Genomic DNA, 19,516 nt, shown 5'->3' with positions numbered 1-19,516 from the left:
CTCATGACAGAAATAGGCCGTCTTGCCCTTTTCGGAAAACTCAACCGGCTCGGTTACCAGTCGATCGAAAGTGCCACCGTTTTCTGCAAGATGCGGGGCAATCCCTATGTCGAGCTTGCCCACTGGATCCACCAGATCCTTCAAGGGCAGGACAGCGACCTGCACAGGCTCATTCGCCACTACGAGCTGGACCCGGCGCGGGTCGCCCGCGATCTGGTTGCCAATCTGGATAGCCTGCCACGGGGAGCATCCTCCATTTCCGACCTGTCCTCCCATCTGGAAGAAGCGGTCGAGCGCGCCTGGGTTTATGGCTCGCTCATGTTCAAGGAAAGGCAGGTTCGAACCGGTCACCTTGTTCTCGGTATTCTCAAGACACCGGCCTTGCGCAATCTTCTTGAAGGCATGTCTTCCGAATTCAAGAAGATCAAGGCGGATGATCTGGCGGTAAACTTTCAATCGATCCTGAGCGGCTCCCCAGAAGAAGGATTACCACCCCAGGACGGGTCCGGCGTAAGTACTCATGCCGACGGCGCGGGCGAGCCCGGTGCAACATCACCGCAATTGGGCGGGTCTGCCGCGCTTGACCAATTCTGCATCGATCTGACGGAAAAAGCCCGCCAGGGTGAAATCGACCCGGTGATGGGCCGTGACGAAGAAATCCGCCAGGTTGTCGACGTGCTGATGCGGCGGCGGCAGAACAATCCGATCCTCACCGGAGAAGCCGGTGTCGGCAAGACGGCCGTAGTTGAAGGCTTTGCCCTGCGCATTGCCGCCGGAGATGTTCCACCGAATCTACAGCAGGCACGCTTACTCTCCCTGGATGTTGGCCTTCTGCAGGCCGGTGCTTCCATGAAGGGCGAGTTTGAGAACCGTTTGAAAACCGTCATCGAAGAAGTCCAGGCAAGTCCGGTGCCTATCGTCTTGTTCATCGACGAAACCCATACGCTTGTCGGTGCCGGTGGAGCAGCAGGAACCGGCGATGCAGCAAATCTTTTGAAACCCGCGCTCGCCCGGGGTACCTTGCGAACCATCGGCGCGACAACCTGGAGCGAATACAAGAAACACATCGAAAAGGATCCTGCCCTGACCCGGCGTTTCCAGGTTATCCAGGTTGCCGAGCCAGACGAGGCCCGCGCAATCCTTATGATGCGCGGTGTTGCCTCCATGCTGGAACATCACCATACGGTGCAGGTGCTCGATGAAGCCCTGGAAGCCGCAGTCAAGCTGTCCGCACGCTACATCCCGAGCCGGCAACTTCCGGACAAGTCCGTCAGTGTCCTCGACACGGCCTGCGCCCGGGTGGCGATCAGTCTTCATACGACCCCCGCGTCCATTGAAGACTGCCAGCGCTGTATGGATGCCCTGAAAACCGAACTGGAAATCATCGACCGCGATGAGACTGCCGGGACAGAGGTTGCAGACCGGCGTCAGCGGACGACCGAAGACCTGGAAGCGGAAACCAGTCGCCTCGCCGAACTCACAGACCGCTGGGACACAGAGAAAGATCTGGTCACTCAGATCCTGGACCTCAGGACCAGACTGCGCGAGGGCGGGAAGCAGGTCGATGATGACAACAGGGATGGTCCAGCCAACACCTCTCAAGAAGTCGACAGAGAGGCCGCGCTGGCCGAACTGCGGGCGAAACAGGCCGAGCTTGAAGCTCACCAGGGGGAAAACCCGCTTGTTCTTCCCATCGTAGACGGGCAGGCCGTCGCCTCTGTGGTCGCGGACTGGACCGGTATTCCCGTCGGCCGCATGGTCAAGGATGAAATCAAGACTGTATTGAATCTCGCCGAACACCTGTCAAAAAGGGTCATCGGTCAAGATCATGCGATGGAGATGATTGCCAAGCGGGTCAAGGCCTCCAGAGCCGGGCTTGATAATCCCTCAAAGCCTATCGGTGTCTTTCTGCTGGCCGGTACGTCTGGGGTCGGCAAGACCGAAACGGCTCTTGCGCTTGCAGAAACCCTCTACGGTGGTGAGCAAAATATCATTACCATCAACATGTCGGAATATCAGGAAGCCCATACGGTCTCGAGCCTGAAAGGCGCGCCTCCGGGATATGTTGGCTATGGCGAAGGCGGTGTGCTGACGGAAGCGGTCCGCCGTAAACCCTATTCTGTCGTTCTGCTCGATGAGGTTGAAAAGGCACATCCGGATGTGCACGAGGTGTTTTTCCAGGTTTTCGATAAGGGCATGATGGAGGATGGCGAAGGCCGGATGATCGATTTCCGCAACACGCTGATCCTGCTGACGTCCAACGCAGGCTCTGATGTCATCATGGATTTGTGCTCAGATCCGGACCTCATGCCGGACCCGGAAGGCATGGCAAAGGCCCTACGCGATCCTCTCCTGAAGGTGTTCCCGCCTGCCCTTCTCGGTCGCATGGTCGCCATCCCCTATTATCCGCTGTCTCCGGAGATGATCGGCAGCATCACCCGATTGCAGCTTGAAAAAATAGCCAAGCGGGTCCGGGAAACCTACGAAGTGCCGTTCACTTACTCTGATGCCGTGGTCGATACGATCGTCTCGCGTTGTCAGGACCTTGAAAGCGGTGGCCGCATGATCGATGCGATCGTCACCAACACAATGCTTCCTACCGTCTCGACCGAATTCCTCACCCGGATGCTGGACGGAGGGACTGTCGAGAAGATCCAGATCGACGTGGCCGACGGCGATTTCACCTACGCTTTTGGCTGAACGACCGGCCTGAACAGGAAATTTAAAGTTTTTTTACCGCCGGAGCGAACCTCCGGCGGTTCTGCGAGCACTTACAGAGGATCACGGTCGAAAATTGCGGCCCGGATCACCTCTTTAACGAGCTTGCGGAGAGCCTCAGATGTCGACCAGCGGTCAGAAATTCGTTGCGCGAAACCGCGCGCCACGAGTCCAGATCGAGTATGACGTCGAACTCTACGGTGCCGAGAAAAAGGTCCAGCTTCCCTTTGTCATGGGAGTTATGGCGGATCTGACCGGAAAATCAGCCGAAGCGCTGCCATCTGTCAGCGATCGCAAGTTTCTTGAGATAGATGTCGACAACTTCGATGAACGCCTGAAATCCATGAAACCCCGCGCGGCGTTCACCGTGCCGAATACGCTGTCCGGCGAAGGCAATTTATCCGTCGACATCACCTTCGAAAGCCTGGAGGATTTTTCTCCAGCAGCGATTGCGAAGAAGGTCGAGCCTCTGCGAAAGCTGCTGGAGGCGCGCACCCAGCTCGCCCATCTCTCGACCTATATGGACGGAAAGACCGGTGCCGAGGACCTGATCGCCCGGTTGATCGCCGACCCGGCCGCGCTCTCCGCCCTGACCGCTGCGGCGCCAGACAGTGCCACTGCCGATGCCGATGCGGCCCTGGCCGGACTGCGTGAAGCCGCCGCATCAGTTCAAGAGATAGCAGACGATCATTCAGCGGATGTTCTTGAGGCCCTGCGCAACAAACCGGCTGCGCCAGATCTCGAAGACGACCACGCGGAAAAGACCCTGGCTGCCCTGCGCTCCAAGGGAGAAGCAACTCCGGATAAAAATAAAGACGCCAACGCCTCGGTCTCAAATGCCCTGGCGGAGCTGCAGCGCAGCGGAAACGAGATCGAACGGGCAGAAGCAGAGACAAGTCCAGAAGCCGATCTCGCAGCCCTCCTTGCCGTTGACGAAGGTGAAGAGCCTTCCCCTTCTGAAGATGACAGCCACGCTGATGTTCTCAACGCCTTGCGCTCTGCGCCGGTAGAAACCGCCGACGAAGAAGACGATCAGGAGGTCGCACTTCAAAGCCTTCTGTCCACGCTTGACGAAGATCAGCCAGACGATTCTGAGACTGACGAGGCAGCTGCCGTTCTTGAAAGCCTGCGCGAGACCGCTTCGAGCGTCGACACTGCCAACGCCAATGATAAAGATGATGACTTCGATCTGAACGCACTGCTAACAGGGATCGACGATGCCCCTGCAGAAGAGGGCGCATCTGAAGCAGAAGCTGAGATTGAGATAGAGACTGACATCGACCTTAGCGCTAGCGCTGACGCCGATGAAGAGCCACAGCTGAGCGATCTTGACGATGCGATCGAGGAAGAACCGTCCGATGACCTCGCCGCCATGCTGGCAGAACTGGATGACCTGCCTTCAGACCCTGAGAGCGACAGCAGCTCAGATGAAGACTTCGATCTCAACGCACGTCCGGATGGTGATGAGGAGGCAGCCGAAGATGATGCGTCAGACGATCGTGATCTCGACGCCCTGCTAAATTCCCTCGATGAAGAGCCAGCAGGCACTGACGATGCGCTTTCGGGATCCTATTCCGAAGAAGATGATGATGACTTCGCCTCATTGCTGGCTGACCTTGGAGAAGACGACGGCGATGACGAAGAGAGCGATGCTAAGGAAAACGAGCTCCTATCTCCCTTTGGCACGCTGTCCGCGCAGCATCCCGCGGACCGAGACCAGCCCAGAACCAAGTTCCGAATTGCCCTTCTAGGCGATTTCACTGGCCGGGCCAGCCGCGGCGATCTTGAGATCGGAGAGGCTCTGGCGCGCCGCAAGCCAATGAAGTTTGACATCGACAATTTCGAGGATGTCATCGCGCGCTTTGCCACGACCCTGGTGCTGCCGATTGGCGAGGATGGCACTGGCATTGAAGTGCCCCTGAACAGCCTTGATGACCTGCACCCCGATGAACTCTACGAAAATGTCGAGCTGTTTGAAGAACTCTCCGCCTTGCGTCAACGCGTTGCCCGCGATGATGCAGCTGCGATCGAGGAACTGAAAACCTGGGGTTCCGAAAGCGGAGCACGGTCACACCAAAGCCGCGGCCGTGCAAAAGGCAACGCCGTCCCGGCAGACCGCAAGCTCAGCGACTTCCAGTCCCTGATTGGTGACATGCAAGGCAAGCTGGCGAGCCCAAGCGCTGCCGAAGATCTGATCGGTCACATTGTCGGGCCCTATGTGGTCACAGCAGCCGATCAACAACAAGATGAGCTGCTCGCAGCTGTCGACGAAGCGTTGTCCGGCGCCATGCGCACGGTCCTTCATCACCCGGATTTCCAGGCCGTCGAATCTGTCTGGCGCTCTCTTGAGTTCCTGGCACGGCGGGTTGAAACCAACGCCTCCTTCGAAATCGTCCTTTATGACGTTTCTGCAGAAGAATGGGCTGCGGATCTGGCTACTCAGGACGATCTGGCCGACAGCGGCCTGTTCAAGATGCTGGGAGAACAGCCTCGCCTTGATGAGGCACAAGGACCGCTCTCCGCAGTCTTCGCCCTCTATACCCTAGAGGAAACGCCTCCCCACGCCGAGCTTCTTGCCAGAATGTCCAAGATCTCCGAGTGGATGAACGCGCCTTTCGTTACTGCTATCTCGGCGCACTTCCTCGATACGCCTAAAAAGGACCGGCATCCTCTCGTCGCAAAGGCCTGGGATGACCTGCGCGCCCTGCCTGAAGCCGCCTATGTCGGGTTGGCGGCGCCGCGCTTCCTTCTGCGCCTTCCATATGGCGCCAAAACCGAGCCGGTTGACCCGTTTGATTTCGAGGAATTCACCCTGCGCAGCGGCCTAAAGGGAATGCTCTGGGCAAATCCGGTGATCTTGAGCGCAACGCTGCTTGCCGCCACAGCCTATAAGTCCGGCAAAGCCATGCGCCTCGGCGAGATCCTGTCTCTGGGCGACATCCCCGTCCACACAATGGTGGACAGCTACGGCGATCAGGTCGCCCTGCCTTGTACAGAGCGCCTTTTGAACACGCGAACCACCGCAGAAGTGGTCGCCCGTGGCTTCATGCCAGTCCTTTCCATCAAGGGACGCGCCGAAATCCGTCAGGGCTCCTTCCAGGCGCTGGGTGCGGGCGAATTGCATGGCCCTTGGGAACTCACCCCCGGCCAAGGCCGACCGAGTTTTGGCACTGAGGTTGCCCTCGGCAAAGCGCCCGAGGCGACAGAAACAGACAGTTTCGCAGACGATCAGGAAGCAGACGACGCGAGCGCGGAAACCCCAGCAGGCGACAACGACGGCGATCCAGATCTGGATCTCGATTTGGACCTCGGCTCTGACGACACCGATGGTGACAGCGCCGATGACGACCTCGACGCGCTGCTCGCTGGCTTGTCTGAAGACAGCGACAGCGATGACGACGAAGAAATGGACCCCGAGTTGGCCGCCCTTCTGGAAAATCTATGATGACAAGCCTTGCCTCCCCCCAAACCGCCGACGAACACGGCATCGTCCTCGCCCAGGTCGGCCCGAGTTACTGGATGCTGTCCGGCACCGATCATATGGACAACCTCCTGTCTGGAGAAGGCGCCTACCCCACTCCGGTCCGCTGCCTTTGCTTCCGCTCTGAGAGCGATCTGGAAGACATGCTGGCTGAGGACCAGGCCACGAGTGACCTGTGGAGCATTCATCCCGGCATCATTGGCCGTCTGAAGCGGCGGAACGAGCTCGTGCTCACCAACGCAACCGAACTTGAATGACGAGCTGAGCGCAAAAGGACCCAGGATGGCGCAGGAAATCGAACTCAAGGGACGCAAATCCCGGCTTGAGCTGCCCGGCAAGCTCAAGGGTTGGCTTGTGCGCGCGCAGATCGACGACGGGCTCAGCCGAATTCCGGAGACGACGATCGAGTTCATGTCCAGCGACATCGATATTGACCTGCAGCAGGTCGTTGGAGAGCGGTTGCGTCTGGAGGTCGATGCTCCGGAATACAAGGTCCGCTACTTCCAGGGGCATTGCGTAGCGGCCGAATACCTCGGCTCTCATGCGGGCCGCGGCTACTACCGGGCCAGCGTACGCCCCTGGCTATGGTTTCTCACCCGTTCATCCAACTGCCGCATTTTCCAGGAAAAGACGGTCATTGATGTGATCAAGGAGATCTTCGCCCAATACGGCTTCTCCGACTTCAAGGACATGACCAAGCAGAAGTACCGGAAACGGACTTACTGCGTCCAATATCAGGAATCCGACTTCTCCTTCGTCTCCCGCCTGTTGGAAGAGGAAGGGATTTACTATTTCCACACACATGAAAAGTCGAAGGAAACCCTGGTTCTCGCTGACGACCCGAGCGCCCATAAAGCCATCGAGGACAACGCAGAAATCGACTTCTATTTTCGCGAGGACGTTTACCGCCGGACCAACGACCACATCTTCGAATGGCGGGGAAGCGAGCGTATTCGCACCGGCAAGGTCACCCTTCAGGATTTTGACTTTGAAAAACCAAAGTCGGACCTCAAGTCGGTCAAGGCCCTGCCCAAGGGCAAGCACGCCTATAAGTCCTATGAAGTCTACGAATACCCGGGCCGTCACCGGGATGCCAAAACCGGAGAACACCTGGCACGGGTCAAGGTAGAAGGCTTCGCTTCGGAAGTTCAGCGCTGGCAGGGTGTGTCCAATGTCCGGCAAATGACGGTCGGCTCGAAATTCAAGCTGAAGAAGCATCCGCGCAAGGCCGAAAACGCGGAATATCTGGTCACCTCGGCACGGCATCAGATTCAGATCGATGCGGATATCAAAGACAGCGAATTCATCGAGGCGATCCTGGGAACAGAGCTCGATTTCGACAACACCAACAGCCGCGACATGTACCGCTGTCTGTTCGAAACCCAGCCGGCCGATGCGCCCTTCCGGGCACCACAGCTCACCCCGCGCCCGCAACACCCCGGTGTTCAGACAGCCATTGTGGTCGGAAAAAAGGGTGAGGAAATCTGGACCGACGAATACGGCCGGGTAAAAGTCCAGTTCCACTGGGACCGAGACGGAAAACGGGATGACCGGTCTTCCTGCTGGATCCGAACTGCTGTGCCCTGGAGCGGCAAGAGCTGGGGGGCTGTCAGTGTCCCTAGGATTGGCCAGGAAGTTATCGTCCAATTCGAGGATGGAGACCTCGACCGTCCGATCATCACCGGCATGGTCTACAACGGCGACACCAAAGTGCCCTACGCCCTTCCGGCCAATCAGACACAGAGTGGCGTAAAGACCCACAGTTCCAAGGGCGGCGGCGGATTCAACGAACTTGTCTTTGAAGACAAGAAGGACGCGGAATTCGTCCGCTTTCAGTCCGAGCGCGATTACAAGCAGATCATCAAGAACAACGCTGAGATCACGGTCGGTCTGGAGCATAAGAAGGGCGGCACCTACACCCAGACCATCCACGGAAACAAGACCGAAACAATTCGTGAAGGCAACCACGCCTTCACGGTCGCCAAGGGCGAGGAAACAGTTTCGATCGCCAAGTCCCGCAAGACGGACATCGGTGCCGATGACACGCTGGCTGTCGCAAGCGACCAGATCGTGGGGATCAAGGGCAAGAAGACCGACAACATTTCCCAGAATTATGTCATCGACGTCGGAGCCGCCCTCTCGATCTCGGCGAACACCAAGATCACCCTGAAATGCGGGGCGTCCACGCTAGAACTCACACCGAGTAAAGTCACGATCTCCTCGCCGCAGCTGGAAATAGAGGCCAGTGCCGTCGCTAAACTGACTGCAGGCGGACAATTGAAAATGGAAGGGAAAGGCCAAGCGGAACTGAAGGGCGGCGGCATGTTGAAGGTCGAAGGCGGTGGAATGACCCAGGTAAAATCTTCGGGTCTTCTGATCGCCAAAGGCTCCCTCACGATGATCAATTGAGGAGGCTTTGATGACCGCACGTACGTCCTTTTCCGCCCTGAAGAAACTGTCCGGCGCACCGGCTGCAAAATTGCTGTCCGAGGGCAACGCCGTTCTGCAAACTTCGATCGACGCGCCAGCAAACGCATCGGTTGCCGAGGTTCTGGCGGAACTCGAGTCCAAAGACGCTTTGCTCGACATGCTTCAGCTTCTGGCCCATGCGCTACCTGCACGGGAAGCTATTTGGTGGGCCTGCCTTTCGGCCCGTGAGACTGTAGCAGAAGGCGCAGCTCTTCCGCCGCCGTTGAGAGCTGCAGAAGCCTGGGTCTTTCAGCCCGGCGAGGACACAAGGGCCGCGGCCCGCGACGCTCTCGACACCGCTTCGAACGAAGATGAAACCGTTCTTTGCGCAATGGCGGCGGCGTTCGCCGCGGGCACACTCGGCCCCGGGGAACTTGAAGACTATGACGCACCGCCAGGCGCCGTCGGCGCAGCGGCCTTCGGCATGGCCCTGACCGCGCTTTATCACCACGAAGACGGGGTGGAAGAACGTGGTCAGCGCCTGCTTGCCCGCGCGCTCGACATCGCCCGCGGCGGCAATGGCAACGTTCCCCAATCCACCAAACAGGCCGACCGCTCTGCCCGGACCTCCGAAGAGGAGTCTCATCCATGACCTTGCCCGCTGCCCGGGTCGGCGACAATCACGTTTGTCCAATGATCACCGGCGTTATCCCGCATGTTGGCGGTCCAATCGTTGTCCCCTGCCCGACCGTCCTGATCGGAAAGATGCCTGCAGCAACAGCCACCGCCATGGCTGTCTGCATCGGCCCTCCGGACTTGATCGCCAAGGGATCGACAAAGGTACTTACCGGCAAGAAACCCCAGGCACGCCTCAGCGACACCTGCAGCCATGGCGGCATGATTGTCATGGGCTGCCCAACCGTTCTGATCGGTGGCTAAAGCGATGAACTTGGTCTTGCGCGCGTTGAATTCCGGCACCTTGCCAAACAACCAGAACGAAGTGGCCATGAAGGATGGTGTCCTGACCATCGGCCGCGGCGAGGAAAACGACCTGTCCTTGCCCGATCCGGATCGCCTGCTTTCGAAGCGCCACTGCGTCCTGGAAGAACGCAACGGCGACTATGTCATCATCGACACGAGTACAAACGGCACGTACCTCAACTATGGAACGGAGAGGATCGGAAACATTCCGACGCCGATCAGCCATGGCGATGTGCTGCAACTGGGCGGCTTCGAGCTTATTGTGGAAATCTATTCGGATGCGGCGCCTTCACAGGAACCGCTTCCACCCGCCGAAGACAGCCTCGCCCTTCCCAACGCCCGGCTGCAAGAAGCCACTCCGACCGACCTGGATGATCCGCTCGACAACGGCTCGGAACCCTGGGATTCCTACTTTGACGAACCTCTGGACGGTCCTAGTCCGGATGCAACGCCATCTGCCCTTGCGCGAAGCAGCAACCAAAGCGACCCGCTCGACTGGAAAGACCCTCTTGATGCGGGCGCTCCCATCGGTGCGGACGATCTACTTGGACCCTCTCGTGGATCATCGCTGCTGGGCGATTTCGCACCGCCCGCCCAGTACAGCGGTTCAAGTGCCGCGGACCATAGCCGCTCCGAACAGGACTATTTCCCGGCACCCTCTGTCCAGTCCTCGATGATCCCCGACGACTGGGACAGCCCGTTGACCTCGCATGGTGTTTCGGCCCAAGCACCCGAACCGGAAACACAGATCCCCCCGGCACAATCTTCAGCGCCCGATGCGATATCAGGTTTTCCGGAATCCGATCCGCTGGACGATTTTTTGAAATCAGAACCTGACGACCTGTCTGGCGGGATATCCGGTCCATTCGACACCCAGGAGCCAGCCTCTTCAACGCCCCCTGCTCCGGCTGCCGAAGCCCAGCATGTCCCGCCACGCGCATCGCCGGTCCCTCAGCACGAGCAATCAATGCAAGATGTGCCAACACCGGCACAAATTCCTGCATCTGCGCCACCGCCAGCGCCAGCACCGGCAGCAACACCAGCATCTGCGCAAGATGCGGCAATGCGTGCCTTTCTGACCGGTTCCGGTGCCGATCATCTCAAGATTCCCGAAGATGAAATTCTGGAAACCATGGAGCGCATGGGGAGCGTCTTCGCGGCGATGGTCACCGGCATGCGCGAGATCCTGATGGCGCGGGCGTCCATCAAAAGCGAGATGCGGATGAACCGGACTATGGTCGGAAGCGGCGAAAATAATCCGCTGAAGTTCTCGATCAGTCCGGAACAGGCCGTGGAAGCCATGATCCGCCCGTCCGTACGAGGCTATCTCGACGCTGAAACAGCTACGATCCAGGCCTTTGGCGACATTCGGGCCCATGAGCTTGCAATGATGTCGGGTATGGAGGCCGCGCTCAAGGATCTGCTCGTCCGCCTCGACCCGGCACAACTCTCGACGCGAATTGAAACCGGTTCCTCTCTCGGAGGACTGCTGGGCGGCAAAAAGGCCAAATACTGGGAGGCCTACGAGAAGATGTACTCCCAGATCTCAAGAGAAACCGAAGACGACTTTCAGTCCACGTTCGGGCGTGAATTCATCCGCGCCTACGAAGATCAACTCAAGAAGCTTTGACAGGACCAATCATGCATATCAAATCAGCAATCATAGCCGTTTTCAGCCTTTTCCTTCTGGCAGGTTGCGTCTCCAGCGGCCCGGCGCCGACCACGGTTGATCTTGCGATTTCCGGCGCGGCAAACATGAATGGCGGAGCACCGGCGAAGGTCAAGGTCTACTACCTGGCGTCGCCCGCGACCTTCCGGTCCTCGGATTTCTTCTCCCTGTTCAATTCCGCCCAGGCAACGCTCGGGACGGACCTCATTGCCGTTGATGAATTCCAACTCGCACCGGGCCGCACGAAGACCGATGCAAGATCTGTCGCCGGCACCCCGGTTGCCGTTGGTGTTGTAGCCGCCTTCCGCGACATAGATGGCGCCCGTTTCAAGGCCGTCAAACGGCTTACTCCAAACTCTGAAAACCGTGTCCGCGTGACTATTTCCGGCACCACAGTCTCGGTTCGATAACAACGGCACGGCCAAAGGAGGACCCTGAGCGTGTCCTGGGAAAACAAGGTTGTCTGGCAGGAGGGTCTCTTCCTTCAGCCTCACCACTTCCAACAAAATGATCGCTATGTCGAGGCGCTCGTGTCCGGTGTCGCTTCCGCTTCCGCCCCCTATCTTTGGGGCCTGCGGGAGCTGACGCTGGATGAGGAACTCCTGAAACTGGGAAAGATTGCCATAAAGTCGTGCAAGGGCCTGACCCCTGACGGGGTGACCTTCCGGGTCCCTCAGACAGAGGACCATCCTACTGCTCTCGACGTTCCGAACACTGTCAAGAACGCGGTGGTCTATCTTGCGATCCCGATACGGCGTCAGGGTGCCGTAGAAGTCGACACGACGGGCGCCGAAACCACGATGACCCGCTATCTGGTCGAAGAGGTGGAGATTTCTGACAGCATGGGTCATGAGCGCCGCACTGTCCCGGTGGCCGTCGGCAAATTGCGCCTGCAACTGGCCCTTGATCTCGACGACCTGTCGGACCAGATGGTCATTCCGATAGCCCGGATCATAGAAGTCCGGCAGGACGGGGAAATCATCCTCGACCGTTCCTTCATACCCACATGCCTGGATGCCCGCGCTGCCCCGCCGCTTCACGGGTTTTTAAGCGAACTCGAAGGTCTGTTGAGCCACCGGGCCGAAGCCCTTGCAGGCCGTCTGGGCGAGGGCGGCGGAAAGGGCGTTGCAGAGGTTGCCGACTTCATGCTGCTGGTTTCCATCAACCGCGCACTTCCCCTCGTCCGGCATATTCTCGCGATCGAAAACGCACATCCTCAGATGATCTATCAGATGCTGGTCAGCCTCACCGGCGAGGTGGCGACCTTCATGACTGCTGAAAAGCTGTCTGGCCAGTTTCCGGCTTACCAGCACAATGATCTGACCAATGTCTTTCAGCCCGTCTTCCGCATCTTGCGCCAGCACCTCAGTTCGGTTCTGGAACAGGGAGCTGTGTCCATTCCGATCGAACCGCGCAAATACGGCGTGTCGGTGGCAATGATCACGGACAAGCGCCTTTTGGCATCGGCAACATTCGTCCTTGCCGCGAAAGCGTCCGTCCCGGCGGAAAGTGTCCGGCGGTATTTTCCCACACAAGCCAAGCTCGGCCCGGTCGAACAAATCCGGCAACTCGTCAATTCCGCGTTGCCCGGGATTGCCATGCGGCCTCTTCCGGTTGCCCCCCGGCAAGTCCCCTATCACTCCGGTGTTGTCTATTTCGAGCTCGATTCCGACAGCACCTACTGGAAACAAATGACCACATCCGGCGGCCTCGCCATCCACGTGGCTGGCGATTTCCCAGACCTGGACCTGCAACTCTGGGCTATCCGCTAACCCGCTGAACTTTGAGGAAAGACCGATGAATCGCGACGATCCTTTTGCCGAACCATTCGACACGGACAAAACGGTGATCCGTCCCAACCCGGCCGGACGCCGGCCGGCTGCGCCAACCCCAATGCCGCCGCCCAGCGCCAGCGGGAATTCCGGAACGCAAGCTGAACGTCAGGAAGCATCGCAAAATGTCAGCGGACGCTCTCCTCAACCACAAGCACCATCCACTCAGCCTTCCGGTCCTTCGCCGGCAATTCCGCTGAACCAGGCCTATGCCGGCATGAACCCGCTCAATGCCGCTGCGTCACCTCTCTTTGCACTCGCCGCCCGTATCCGCAACCGCGCGCAGCACTCCAATCCCGCTGACCTGCGCGAAAGCGTGATCGCCGAGGTCCGCGCCTTTGGCAACAGAGCGTTGGAAGCGGGCATCGCTGCCGAAACCGTGCGTCTCGCCCGCTATGCCATTTGCGCGACTATCGATGATGTCGTCCTCAATACGCCGTGGGGCGGACAGAGCATTTGGACCCAGCAGAGCATTGTCGGCACCTTCCACAAGGAAACCTATGGCGGTGACCGCTTTTTCGATCTTCTAACTCGTTTGGAAAAGGCTCCCTCGCAAAACCTGGTCCTGCTGGAGTTCTTTTATGTCTGCCTCAGCCTGGGCTTCGAGGGCCGGCTTCGTGTCGCAGACCGCGGAAACGAAAAACACCTGTCCATCCGCGACGGTCTGGCACGCCTTATCCGCACCCATCGGGGCTCGGCCGATCCGTCCCTGTCTCCGCACTGGAGGGGCCAGCATTCGCCGCACCGGCTTTTGTCAGTCTGGACACCCCTATTCATCACCAGCGGAGCGGCTCTTGCAGCTATCTGTCTGACCTTCTTCATTTTCTCCTTTTTGCTGAGAGGAGACACTCAAGCCCTCGGCGCACAAATCGCAGCGCTCGATTTCAATGGACCGATCGAACTGGACCGACCGGCACCACCGCCACCACCACCGCCGCCACCGCCGCCTGAATCCGAAGAAGTGAAGACGATCGAAAACGTTTCGGCCTTCCTTCAGCCGGAGATCGACGAAGGCCTGGTTACCGTCACCGGTGAAGGCAACTCCCTGACCATCAACATTGCCGGAAAGGGCATGTTTGCGTCTGCCTCCGACCAGCTCGATCCGCGTTTCCAAGAAATCATGGATCGGGTGGCAAAAGCCCTCGGAGACGAGGAAGGCCGCATTAGCGTGGTTGGTCACTCCGACAACATTCCAATCCGAACGGCACGGTTTCCATCCAATCTGGAACTCTCCCTCGCCCGTGCCAAGTCCGTCATGCAGCGCATTTCGACTTCACTGGAAGACAAGGGCCGCATCAGCGCCGAAGGCCGCGCGGATCGGAACCCAGTTGCTTCCAACGACACGGCTGACGGCCGAGCCAAGAACCGTCGCATCGAAATCATCCTCGTGAAGGCAGGTTGACCATGTTGAACAAAATCATTGCCCGCGTCTTCAGCACCATCGGCCTTCTGATCATCTTCAGCCTGATCCTGGCCATCAGCATCTGGTATCTGGGGCCCCTGCTCGCCATCGGCAATTTCCGCCCCCTTGACAGCATCAGCCAGCGTCTTGTCGCCCTGGCTGCGATTGCCGCAATCAACGCGATTGCGATCCTAGCCATATTGCTTGTGCGGCGCTCCCGCGACCGGAAAATGGCCGATGCCATAACAAGCGGCGGTGCTCAAGCGCCCCGGAATACCGAGGATGAAACTGTTCAGGCGGAACTGGACGAGCTGCGCAAGCGCTTTACCGAAGCCATGGCTTTCCTGCGCAAATCCAAGCTCGGTGGGCGATTCAGAACACGCTATCTCTACCAGCTCCCCTGGTACATCATCATCGGCCCTCCTGGTGCGGGAAAGACGACCGCAATCGTCAATTCCGGGCTCCGCTTTCCCTTGGCCGAACGCATGGGCAAGACGGCGATCAGCGGAATTGGCGGAACGCGGAACTGTGATTGGTGGTTCACCAACGAAGCCGTTCTGATTGACACCGCTGGCCGTTACACGACCCAGGATAGTCAGCGGGATGTGGACGCCAAGGCCTGGACCGGTTTTCTCGATATGCTCAAGAAGTATCGCCGCCGTCAGCCCATCAATGGCGTGATGATCGCAATCAGCCTGTCTGATCTATCCCTGTCGAATGAACAAGAACGGCAGGAGCACGCCCAGGCCATACGGACTCGTCTGCATGAGCTGCGCCAAAAGCTTGGCGTGCGGTTCCCGGTCTATATTCTCTTCACTAAGGTCGATCTGATCGCCGGCTTCCAGGAATTTTTCGACAATCTGGGAGCACAAGACCGCGAGCAGGTTTGGGGCTTTACTCTGACCCACGACAAAAATGACCGTTCGACCAACCCGATCTCTGCTTTTGATACGGAATTTACGGCTCTCGTTGGCCAAATCTCCAATCTCAGCCTGGAGCGTATGCAGGCCGAAACAGACTATCAGCGTCGCAGCCTGATTGCAGGTTTTCCGGACCAGTTCGCGTCGCTGCGTTCGACCGCCGAGGGCTTTCTCGGTGAAATCCTTCAGGACAGCCGATACGAGGACAGCCAGTTCCTGCGCGGTGTCTATTTCACTTCCGGCACCCAGGAAGGTACGCCGATCGACCGGATGATGATGGGCATGTCCCAGACGTTCGGCATCGGTCGCCAGGCAATCGGAACCGGGCGCGGGCAAGGGAGAAGCTATTTCCTGACCCGGTTGCTGAACCAAGTTATTTTTCCCGAATCCGGACTTGTCTCGGCCGACGACGTTGTTGAACGCCGGTATCGGTGGCTCAAGCGCGGCATCATTGCCACAGGAGTGGTTGCCCTTTTCGCTACAGGTGGTGTCTGGACCAACAGTTATCTTGGAAACGTTACTTTGGTTGATGGTGCCCGCGCGCAGATCGAAGAGTTTCAGGAAATCCGCCGCGAGATACCAGGCAATCCGATTGCCGATGCAAACCTGGTACCTGTTGTTCCAGCCCTGAACAAACTAAGAGACCTCCCCGGCAACCCGGCGGCGACTGACCCCGAGCCGCCCTTGGAGCTGACCTTCGGTCTCTATCAAGGTGACACGATCGGCACCGTGTCCGCACAGACCTATCGGGGTGCCCTCAATGCCCTCCTGCTTCCGCGCCTTTTATTCCGCCTGGAAGAACAGTTGCAGGCCAACATCAACAATCCCGATTTTTTGTTTGAAGGATTGAAAGTCTACCTGATGCTCGGCCTGCAAGGCGCCATGGATGCTCCAACAGTCAGAAGCTGGATGACCGCGGACTGGGCGCTGGAATTTCCTGGCCAGACCGAATTGCAGGCGGATCTCGCCGACCACCTGGATGAGCTGCTGAGCCGGCCCATGCGCCGCATTGGCCTGAACGGCCCTCTCGTGGAGCAAATCCAGTCCCTTCTGGCTGAAACCCCGCTGGCGGAACGTATCTATCAGAGCATTGTCACGTCTCCGGTGGCCAAGGCCCTGCCTCCGTTCCGTATCACGGATGCGGGTGGCCCGGCCGTGTCGCGCGTCTTTCTCAGAACATCAGGCAAGCCGCTGAGCGCGGGCGTAGAAGGAGTCTACACCCACGCGGGGTTCTACGAGTACTTTCTCCCCCAACTCGCCACCGTCGAGACACGGGTGAAATTCCAGAGCCTTGTGCTCGGTTCAAAGGCAGAAGAAGTCACGCCGGAAACACTCGACCGTCTCGACCGGGATGTTTTGGCCCTTTATGAAAACGACTTCGTCTCCCGCTATGACGAGCTTCTTTCAGACGTCGACATCATCCCGATGGAAAGCGTCGGACAAGCAACCCAGGTCGTCAACATTCTGTCCGGCCCGACGTCCCCAATCCGCAACATCCTGAACTCTGTCGCAAGAGAAACCCGGCTGACCCGTCTCCCCGGCGGCGTAGCTGCCAAAAGCTCCGCTGTGTCGGCGGCAGCAGGCTTTGCCAAAGACGAAGCAATCTCATCGATCGACGCAACCCGGCTTTCCGTTGTTGGCGCATTGGTCTCCAGCGTAGAAGCCGCAAGTGGCGGTGCAAAGGAAATTCCTCCAGGATTCTTTGTTGAAGAACGGTTCCGCCCACTGCATGAACTGGTGAATTCTTCCGAAGGTGTACCATCCCGTCTCGACGAGGTGATGCAGCAGATGGTCGCCATTTTTGACCAGCTCAATCGTTTGTCCCTTGGCCAAAACTCCGGCACAGCGATCGTCAGCAACCGGGCAACCCCTTCTGACGAACTTCAGGCAACCGCGACGCTCCTTCCCAATCCGTTGCAGCGTTGGGCCAACCAGGTGGTCGCAGTGTCCTCCGGCGCGGCTGTTGGCGGAGCCAGAACCGAACTCAACGGCAAATGGCAAGCTGATGTTCTTCCCTTTTGCCAACAGGCAATCAATGGGCGGTATCCAATCGATCCGCAAGCAAAGGCGGACATCACAATCGCGGACTTCGGCAAGCTGTTTGCCCCCGACGGACTGATCGACGGTTTTTTCAAGGAGAACCTTGTCCCCTTCGTCGACACCACCACCGATCCTTGGCGGCTTCGGCGGGTGAACGGTGTCGATATCGGGATTTCCAACGCTGTCATTGCCCAGTTTCAGAAGGCACGCGAAATCCGCGACAGCTTCTTTTTGACAGCCGGTCCGCCCTCTATCAGGTTCGACATCAAACCGGTCGCTCTTGATCCGAACGTTGAACAGGTCGTGGTCGAAATTGACGGACAACCGGTGACTTATGCCCACGGACCACCCGAAGTCACGCCTCTCGTATGGCCTGGGCAAGGCAGCGGTGGCCGCACGCGTGTCACAGTCTCTCCGTCCCGTCCGGACCTGAAGAACACGATTCAGATGGATGGACCCTGGGCCTGGTTCCGCCTGCTCGATACCGCAGAGGTGCGCCGAACCAATGTGTCAGACCGTAACCGGGTGATCTTCAATCTTGGAGGACGCATCGCGATCTTTCAGCTGCGCGCAGGATCCGCCTTGAACCCGTTCACTGTCACCGCTCTGGAGAATTTCGCCTGCCCGAGTTCCCTATGACCCAGAATGAATGGACGGTCGGCTGGTTCGGAAAGCTTCCTTGCGTGGGTGATTTCATCCGCGCAGGTTTGTCGCCACAATTCATTTCGGCCTGGGATAGCTGGATGCAAACCATGGTGGCCGCCGGCAGCGAAGCACTCCAGGAGAACTGGCTGGGCAGTTACATGACAGCACCCATATGGCGCTTTGCCCTGCCACGGGATGTCTGTGGCCCCAATGCGGCTGCCGGTATCTTCATGCCAAGCGTTGACCGGGTGGGAAGGCAATTTCCGTTTTGCCTTTGTGTCGAAGATCAATCCGAAGATGGGCAGGCATCCGCCTGGGATCTCTATCAGGGTCTCTCCCCGATCTACGAGAACTTGGAAAATATAGCCCTTTCCATGCTCGACGACGGCGCGACAATTGATGCACTCCAGGGAGCATTGAGCACCTTGCCGGAACGCCAGGAGACAACTGTGTCCGTCACTGCAACGCACCTGGGAAACGCAGATCTGATTGCTTGCGATGACACCGTCGAACGCCAATTGACCAACCTCGCGGCCCGAAGTGGCGCGACCCTTTGGGTCTCCGCAATTGAGGACATCCATCGGACCATGGTGTGCCGGGGAATGCCTGAAAGCCGGAATCTGGCCGCGGTATTTTTCGATTTCAACGCTCCGGTCTGGAACCCCGGCCATCAGGGCTCCAATCAACTTGAAGGCAATGAATGACGGATCGTATCCGAGCCCACAGCGCCCGCACCCATGTCGGCCGGGTTCGCAAGGTAAACGAGGATTCGATCCTCTTGCGCCCGGATATCGCACTTTGGGTCGTCAGCGATGGCATGGGGGGGCACATTGGTGGTGAGTTTGCCAGCCAGGCAATCGTGGAAGCCCTGAACGAGCTTCCATCGGACCTCCAGCCAGCCGACGTCATGACGGAGGCACGCACGGCCCTCCATCAGGCTCATGCCAGGATAAAAGACGAAGCTGGCCGGCGCGCGCAGGGTACCATCGGAGCTACAGTCGTGTTGCTCGCTCTATCGCACGAACACTTTTTGTGCCTTTGGGTCGGAGACAGCCGGCTATATCGTCTCCGGGAAGGCGTACTGAGCATGGTCAGCTTTGATCATTCCGTTGTCGGCGAACTGGTCGAACAAGGGCAAATGACCTGGGAAGAGGCTGATAAATCCGATATCAGCAACCAGATCACACGGGCTGTTGGTGTTGGCGACGTATTGGAAATCGACAAGCGCCGGGGCAACATCCTCCCGGGCGATCGCTTTCTGCTGTGTTCTGACGGCCTGTCGCAATATGCGAACGACCAGCTCCTGCGCCAGTATCTGATGGAAAAACCCATTGATACTCTAGCCGACGACCTCCTGGCCGTCGCTCTCAGCGCCGGGGCATCGGACAATGTCTCTGTCATTGCGGTGGAGGTCTGACA

The 19,516-nt window shown here is 58.5% G+C and carries 13 protein-coding genes; all 13 read left to right on the top strand.

Annotated features, from left to right (window positions below):
* The first annotated feature begins 3 nt into the window (after window positions 1-3).
* Window positions 4-2,700, top strand: coding sequence for a type VI secretion system ATPase TssH (gene tssH, locus ACXAH0_RS13190; RefSeq protein ID WP_475175031.1), 2,697 nt, complete (start codon window positions 4-6; stop codon window positions 2,698-2,700).
* A gap of 139 nt (window positions 2,701-2,839) precedes the next feature.
* On the top strand, window positions 2,840-6,163 hold the full coding sequence (gene tssB / locus ACXAH0_RS13185; RefSeq protein ID WP_475191854.1) for a type VI secretion system contractile sheath small subunit: 3,324 nt from the start codon (window positions 2,840-2,842) through the stop codon (window positions 6,161-6,163).
* Window positions 6,160-6,456: a hypothetical protein gene (locus ACXAH0_RS13180; protein WP_475175034.1), complete on the top strand. Its 297-nt coding sequence runs from the start codon at window positions 6,160-6,162 to the stop codon at window positions 6,454-6,456. Before tssB ends, ACXAH0_RS13180 begins: the two co-directional genes overlap by 4 nt.
* A gap of 25 nt (window positions 6,457-6,481) precedes the next feature.
* The gene (locus tag ACXAH0_RS13175; RefSeq protein ID WP_475191849.1) at window positions 6,482-8,608 is read left to right on the top strand and encodes a type VI secretion system Vgr family protein; all 2,127 of its coding nucleotides are present in this window, start codon (window positions 6,482-6,484) and stop codon (window positions 8,606-8,608) included.
* 10 nt (window positions 8,609-8,618) lie between these two features.
* Window positions 8,619-9,260, top strand: coding sequence for a DUF6931 family protein (locus ACXAH0_RS13170; RefSeq protein WP_475191846.1), 642 nt, complete (start codon window positions 8,619-8,621; stop codon window positions 9,258-9,260).
* A complete protein-coding gene (locus ACXAH0_RS13165) occupies window positions 9,257-9,547 on the top strand; it encodes a PAAR domain-containing protein (protein ID WP_475175038.1) in 291 nt (96 codons plus the stop codon). The genes ACXAH0_RS13170 and ACXAH0_RS13165 overlap by 4 nt, the downstream gene beginning before the upstream one ends.
* A gap of 67 nt (window positions 9,548-9,614) precedes the next feature.
* Window positions 9,615-11,219 (top strand): type VI secretion system-associated FHA domain protein TagH, encoded by a 1,605-nt coding sequence (gene tagH, locus ACXAH0_RS13160; protein WP_475191901.1) that lies wholly within the window; start codon window positions 9,615-9,617, stop codon window positions 11,217-11,219.
* An 11-nt stretch (window positions 11,220-11,230) separates the two neighbouring features.
* Window positions 11,231-11,668: a type VI secretion system lipoprotein TssJ gene (tssJ, locus tag ACXAH0_RS13155; protein WP_475175041.1), complete on the top strand. Its 438-nt coding sequence runs from the start codon at window positions 11,231-11,233 to the stop codon at window positions 11,666-11,668.
* A gap of 30 nt (window positions 11,669-11,698) precedes the next feature.
* The gene (gene tssK, locus ACXAH0_RS13150; RefSeq protein WP_475175042.1) at window positions 11,699-13,030 is read left to right on the top strand and encodes a type VI secretion system baseplate subunit TssK; all 1,332 of its coding nucleotides are present in this window, start codon (window positions 11,699-11,701) and stop codon (window positions 13,028-13,030) included.
* 25 nt (window positions 13,031-13,055) lie between these two features.
* The gene (tssL, locus tag ACXAH0_RS13145; RefSeq protein ID WP_475175043.1) at window positions 13,056-14,492 is read left to right on the top strand and encodes a type VI secretion system protein TssL, long form; all 1,437 of its coding nucleotides are present in this window, start codon (window positions 13,056-13,058) and stop codon (window positions 14,490-14,492) included.
* 2 nt (window positions 14,493-14,494) lie between these two features.
* On the top strand, window positions 14,495-18,091 hold the full coding sequence (gene tssM / locus ACXAH0_RS13140) for a type VI secretion system membrane subunit TssM (protein WP_475191844.1): 3,597 nt from the start codon (window positions 14,495-14,497) through the stop codon (window positions 18,089-18,091).
* Complete coding sequence (tagF, locus tag ACXAH0_RS13135; protein ID WP_475175046.1) at window positions 18,088-18,801, top strand: type VI secretion system-associated protein TagF; 714 nt, start codon at window positions 18,088-18,090, stop codon at window positions 18,799-18,801. The genes tssM and tagF overlap by 4 nt, the downstream gene beginning before the upstream one ends.
* Entirely contained in the window at window positions 18,798-19,514 is a 717-nt protein-coding gene (locus ACXAH0_RS13130; RefSeq protein WP_475175047.1) for a PP2C family protein-serine/threonine phosphatase, read from the top strand. The genes tagF and ACXAH0_RS13130 overlap by 4 nt, the downstream gene beginning before the upstream one ends.
* Window positions 19,515-19,516 lie beyond the last annotated feature (2 nt).

Source organism: Roseibium sp. AWQ4_290 (assembly GCF_056160985.1).
Note: the sequence above shows the minus strand (reverse complement) of the source record. Positions and strands in the feature narration are given on the sequence as shown.

Bases quoted from the DNA above. Each gene is read 5' to 3' on its own strand.
- tssH (WP_475175031.1), top strand. From the start codon at position 4: ATGACAGAAATAGGCCGTCTTGCCCTTTTCGGAAAACTCAACCGGCTC.
- tssB (WP_475191854.1), top strand. From the start codon at position 2,840: ATGTCGACCAGCGGTCAGAAATTCGTTGCGCGAAACCGCGCGCCACGA.
- ACXAH0_RS13180 (WP_475175034.1), top strand. From the start codon at position 6,160: ATGATGACAAGCCTTGCCTCCCCCCAAACCGCCGACGAACACGGCATC.
- ACXAH0_RS13175 (WP_475191849.1), top strand. From the start codon at position 6,482: ATGGCGCAGGAAATCGAACTCAAGGGACGCAAATCCCGGCTTGAGCTG.
- ACXAH0_RS13170 (WP_475191846.1), top strand. From the start codon at position 8,619: ATGACCGCACGTACGTCCTTTTCCGCCCTGAAGAAACTGTCCGGCGCA.
- ACXAH0_RS13165 (WP_475175038.1), top strand. From the start codon at position 9,257: ATGACCTTGCCCGCTGCCCGGGTCGGCGACAATCACGTTTGTCCAATG.
- tagH (WP_475191901.1), top strand. From the start codon at position 9,615: ATGAAGGATGGTGTCCTGACCATCGGCCGCGGCGAGGAAAACGACCTG.
- tssJ (WP_475175041.1), top strand. From the start codon at position 11,231: ATGCATATCAAATCAGCAATCATAGCCGTTTTCAGCCTTTTCCTTCTG.
- tssL (WP_475175043.1), top strand. From the start codon at position 13,056: ATGAATCGCGACGATCCTTTTGCCGAACCATTCGACACGGACAAAACG.
- tssM (WP_475191844.1), top strand. From the start codon at position 14,495: ATGTTGAACAAAATCATTGCCCGCGTCTTCAGCACCATCGGCCTTCTG.
- tagF (WP_475175046.1), top strand. From the start codon at position 18,088: ATGACCCAGAATGAATGGACGGTCGGCTGGTTCGGAAAGCTTCCTTGC.
- ACXAH0_RS13130 (WP_475175047.1), top strand. From the start codon at position 18,798: ATGACGGATCGTATCCGAGCCCACAGCGCCCGCACCCATGTCGGCCGG.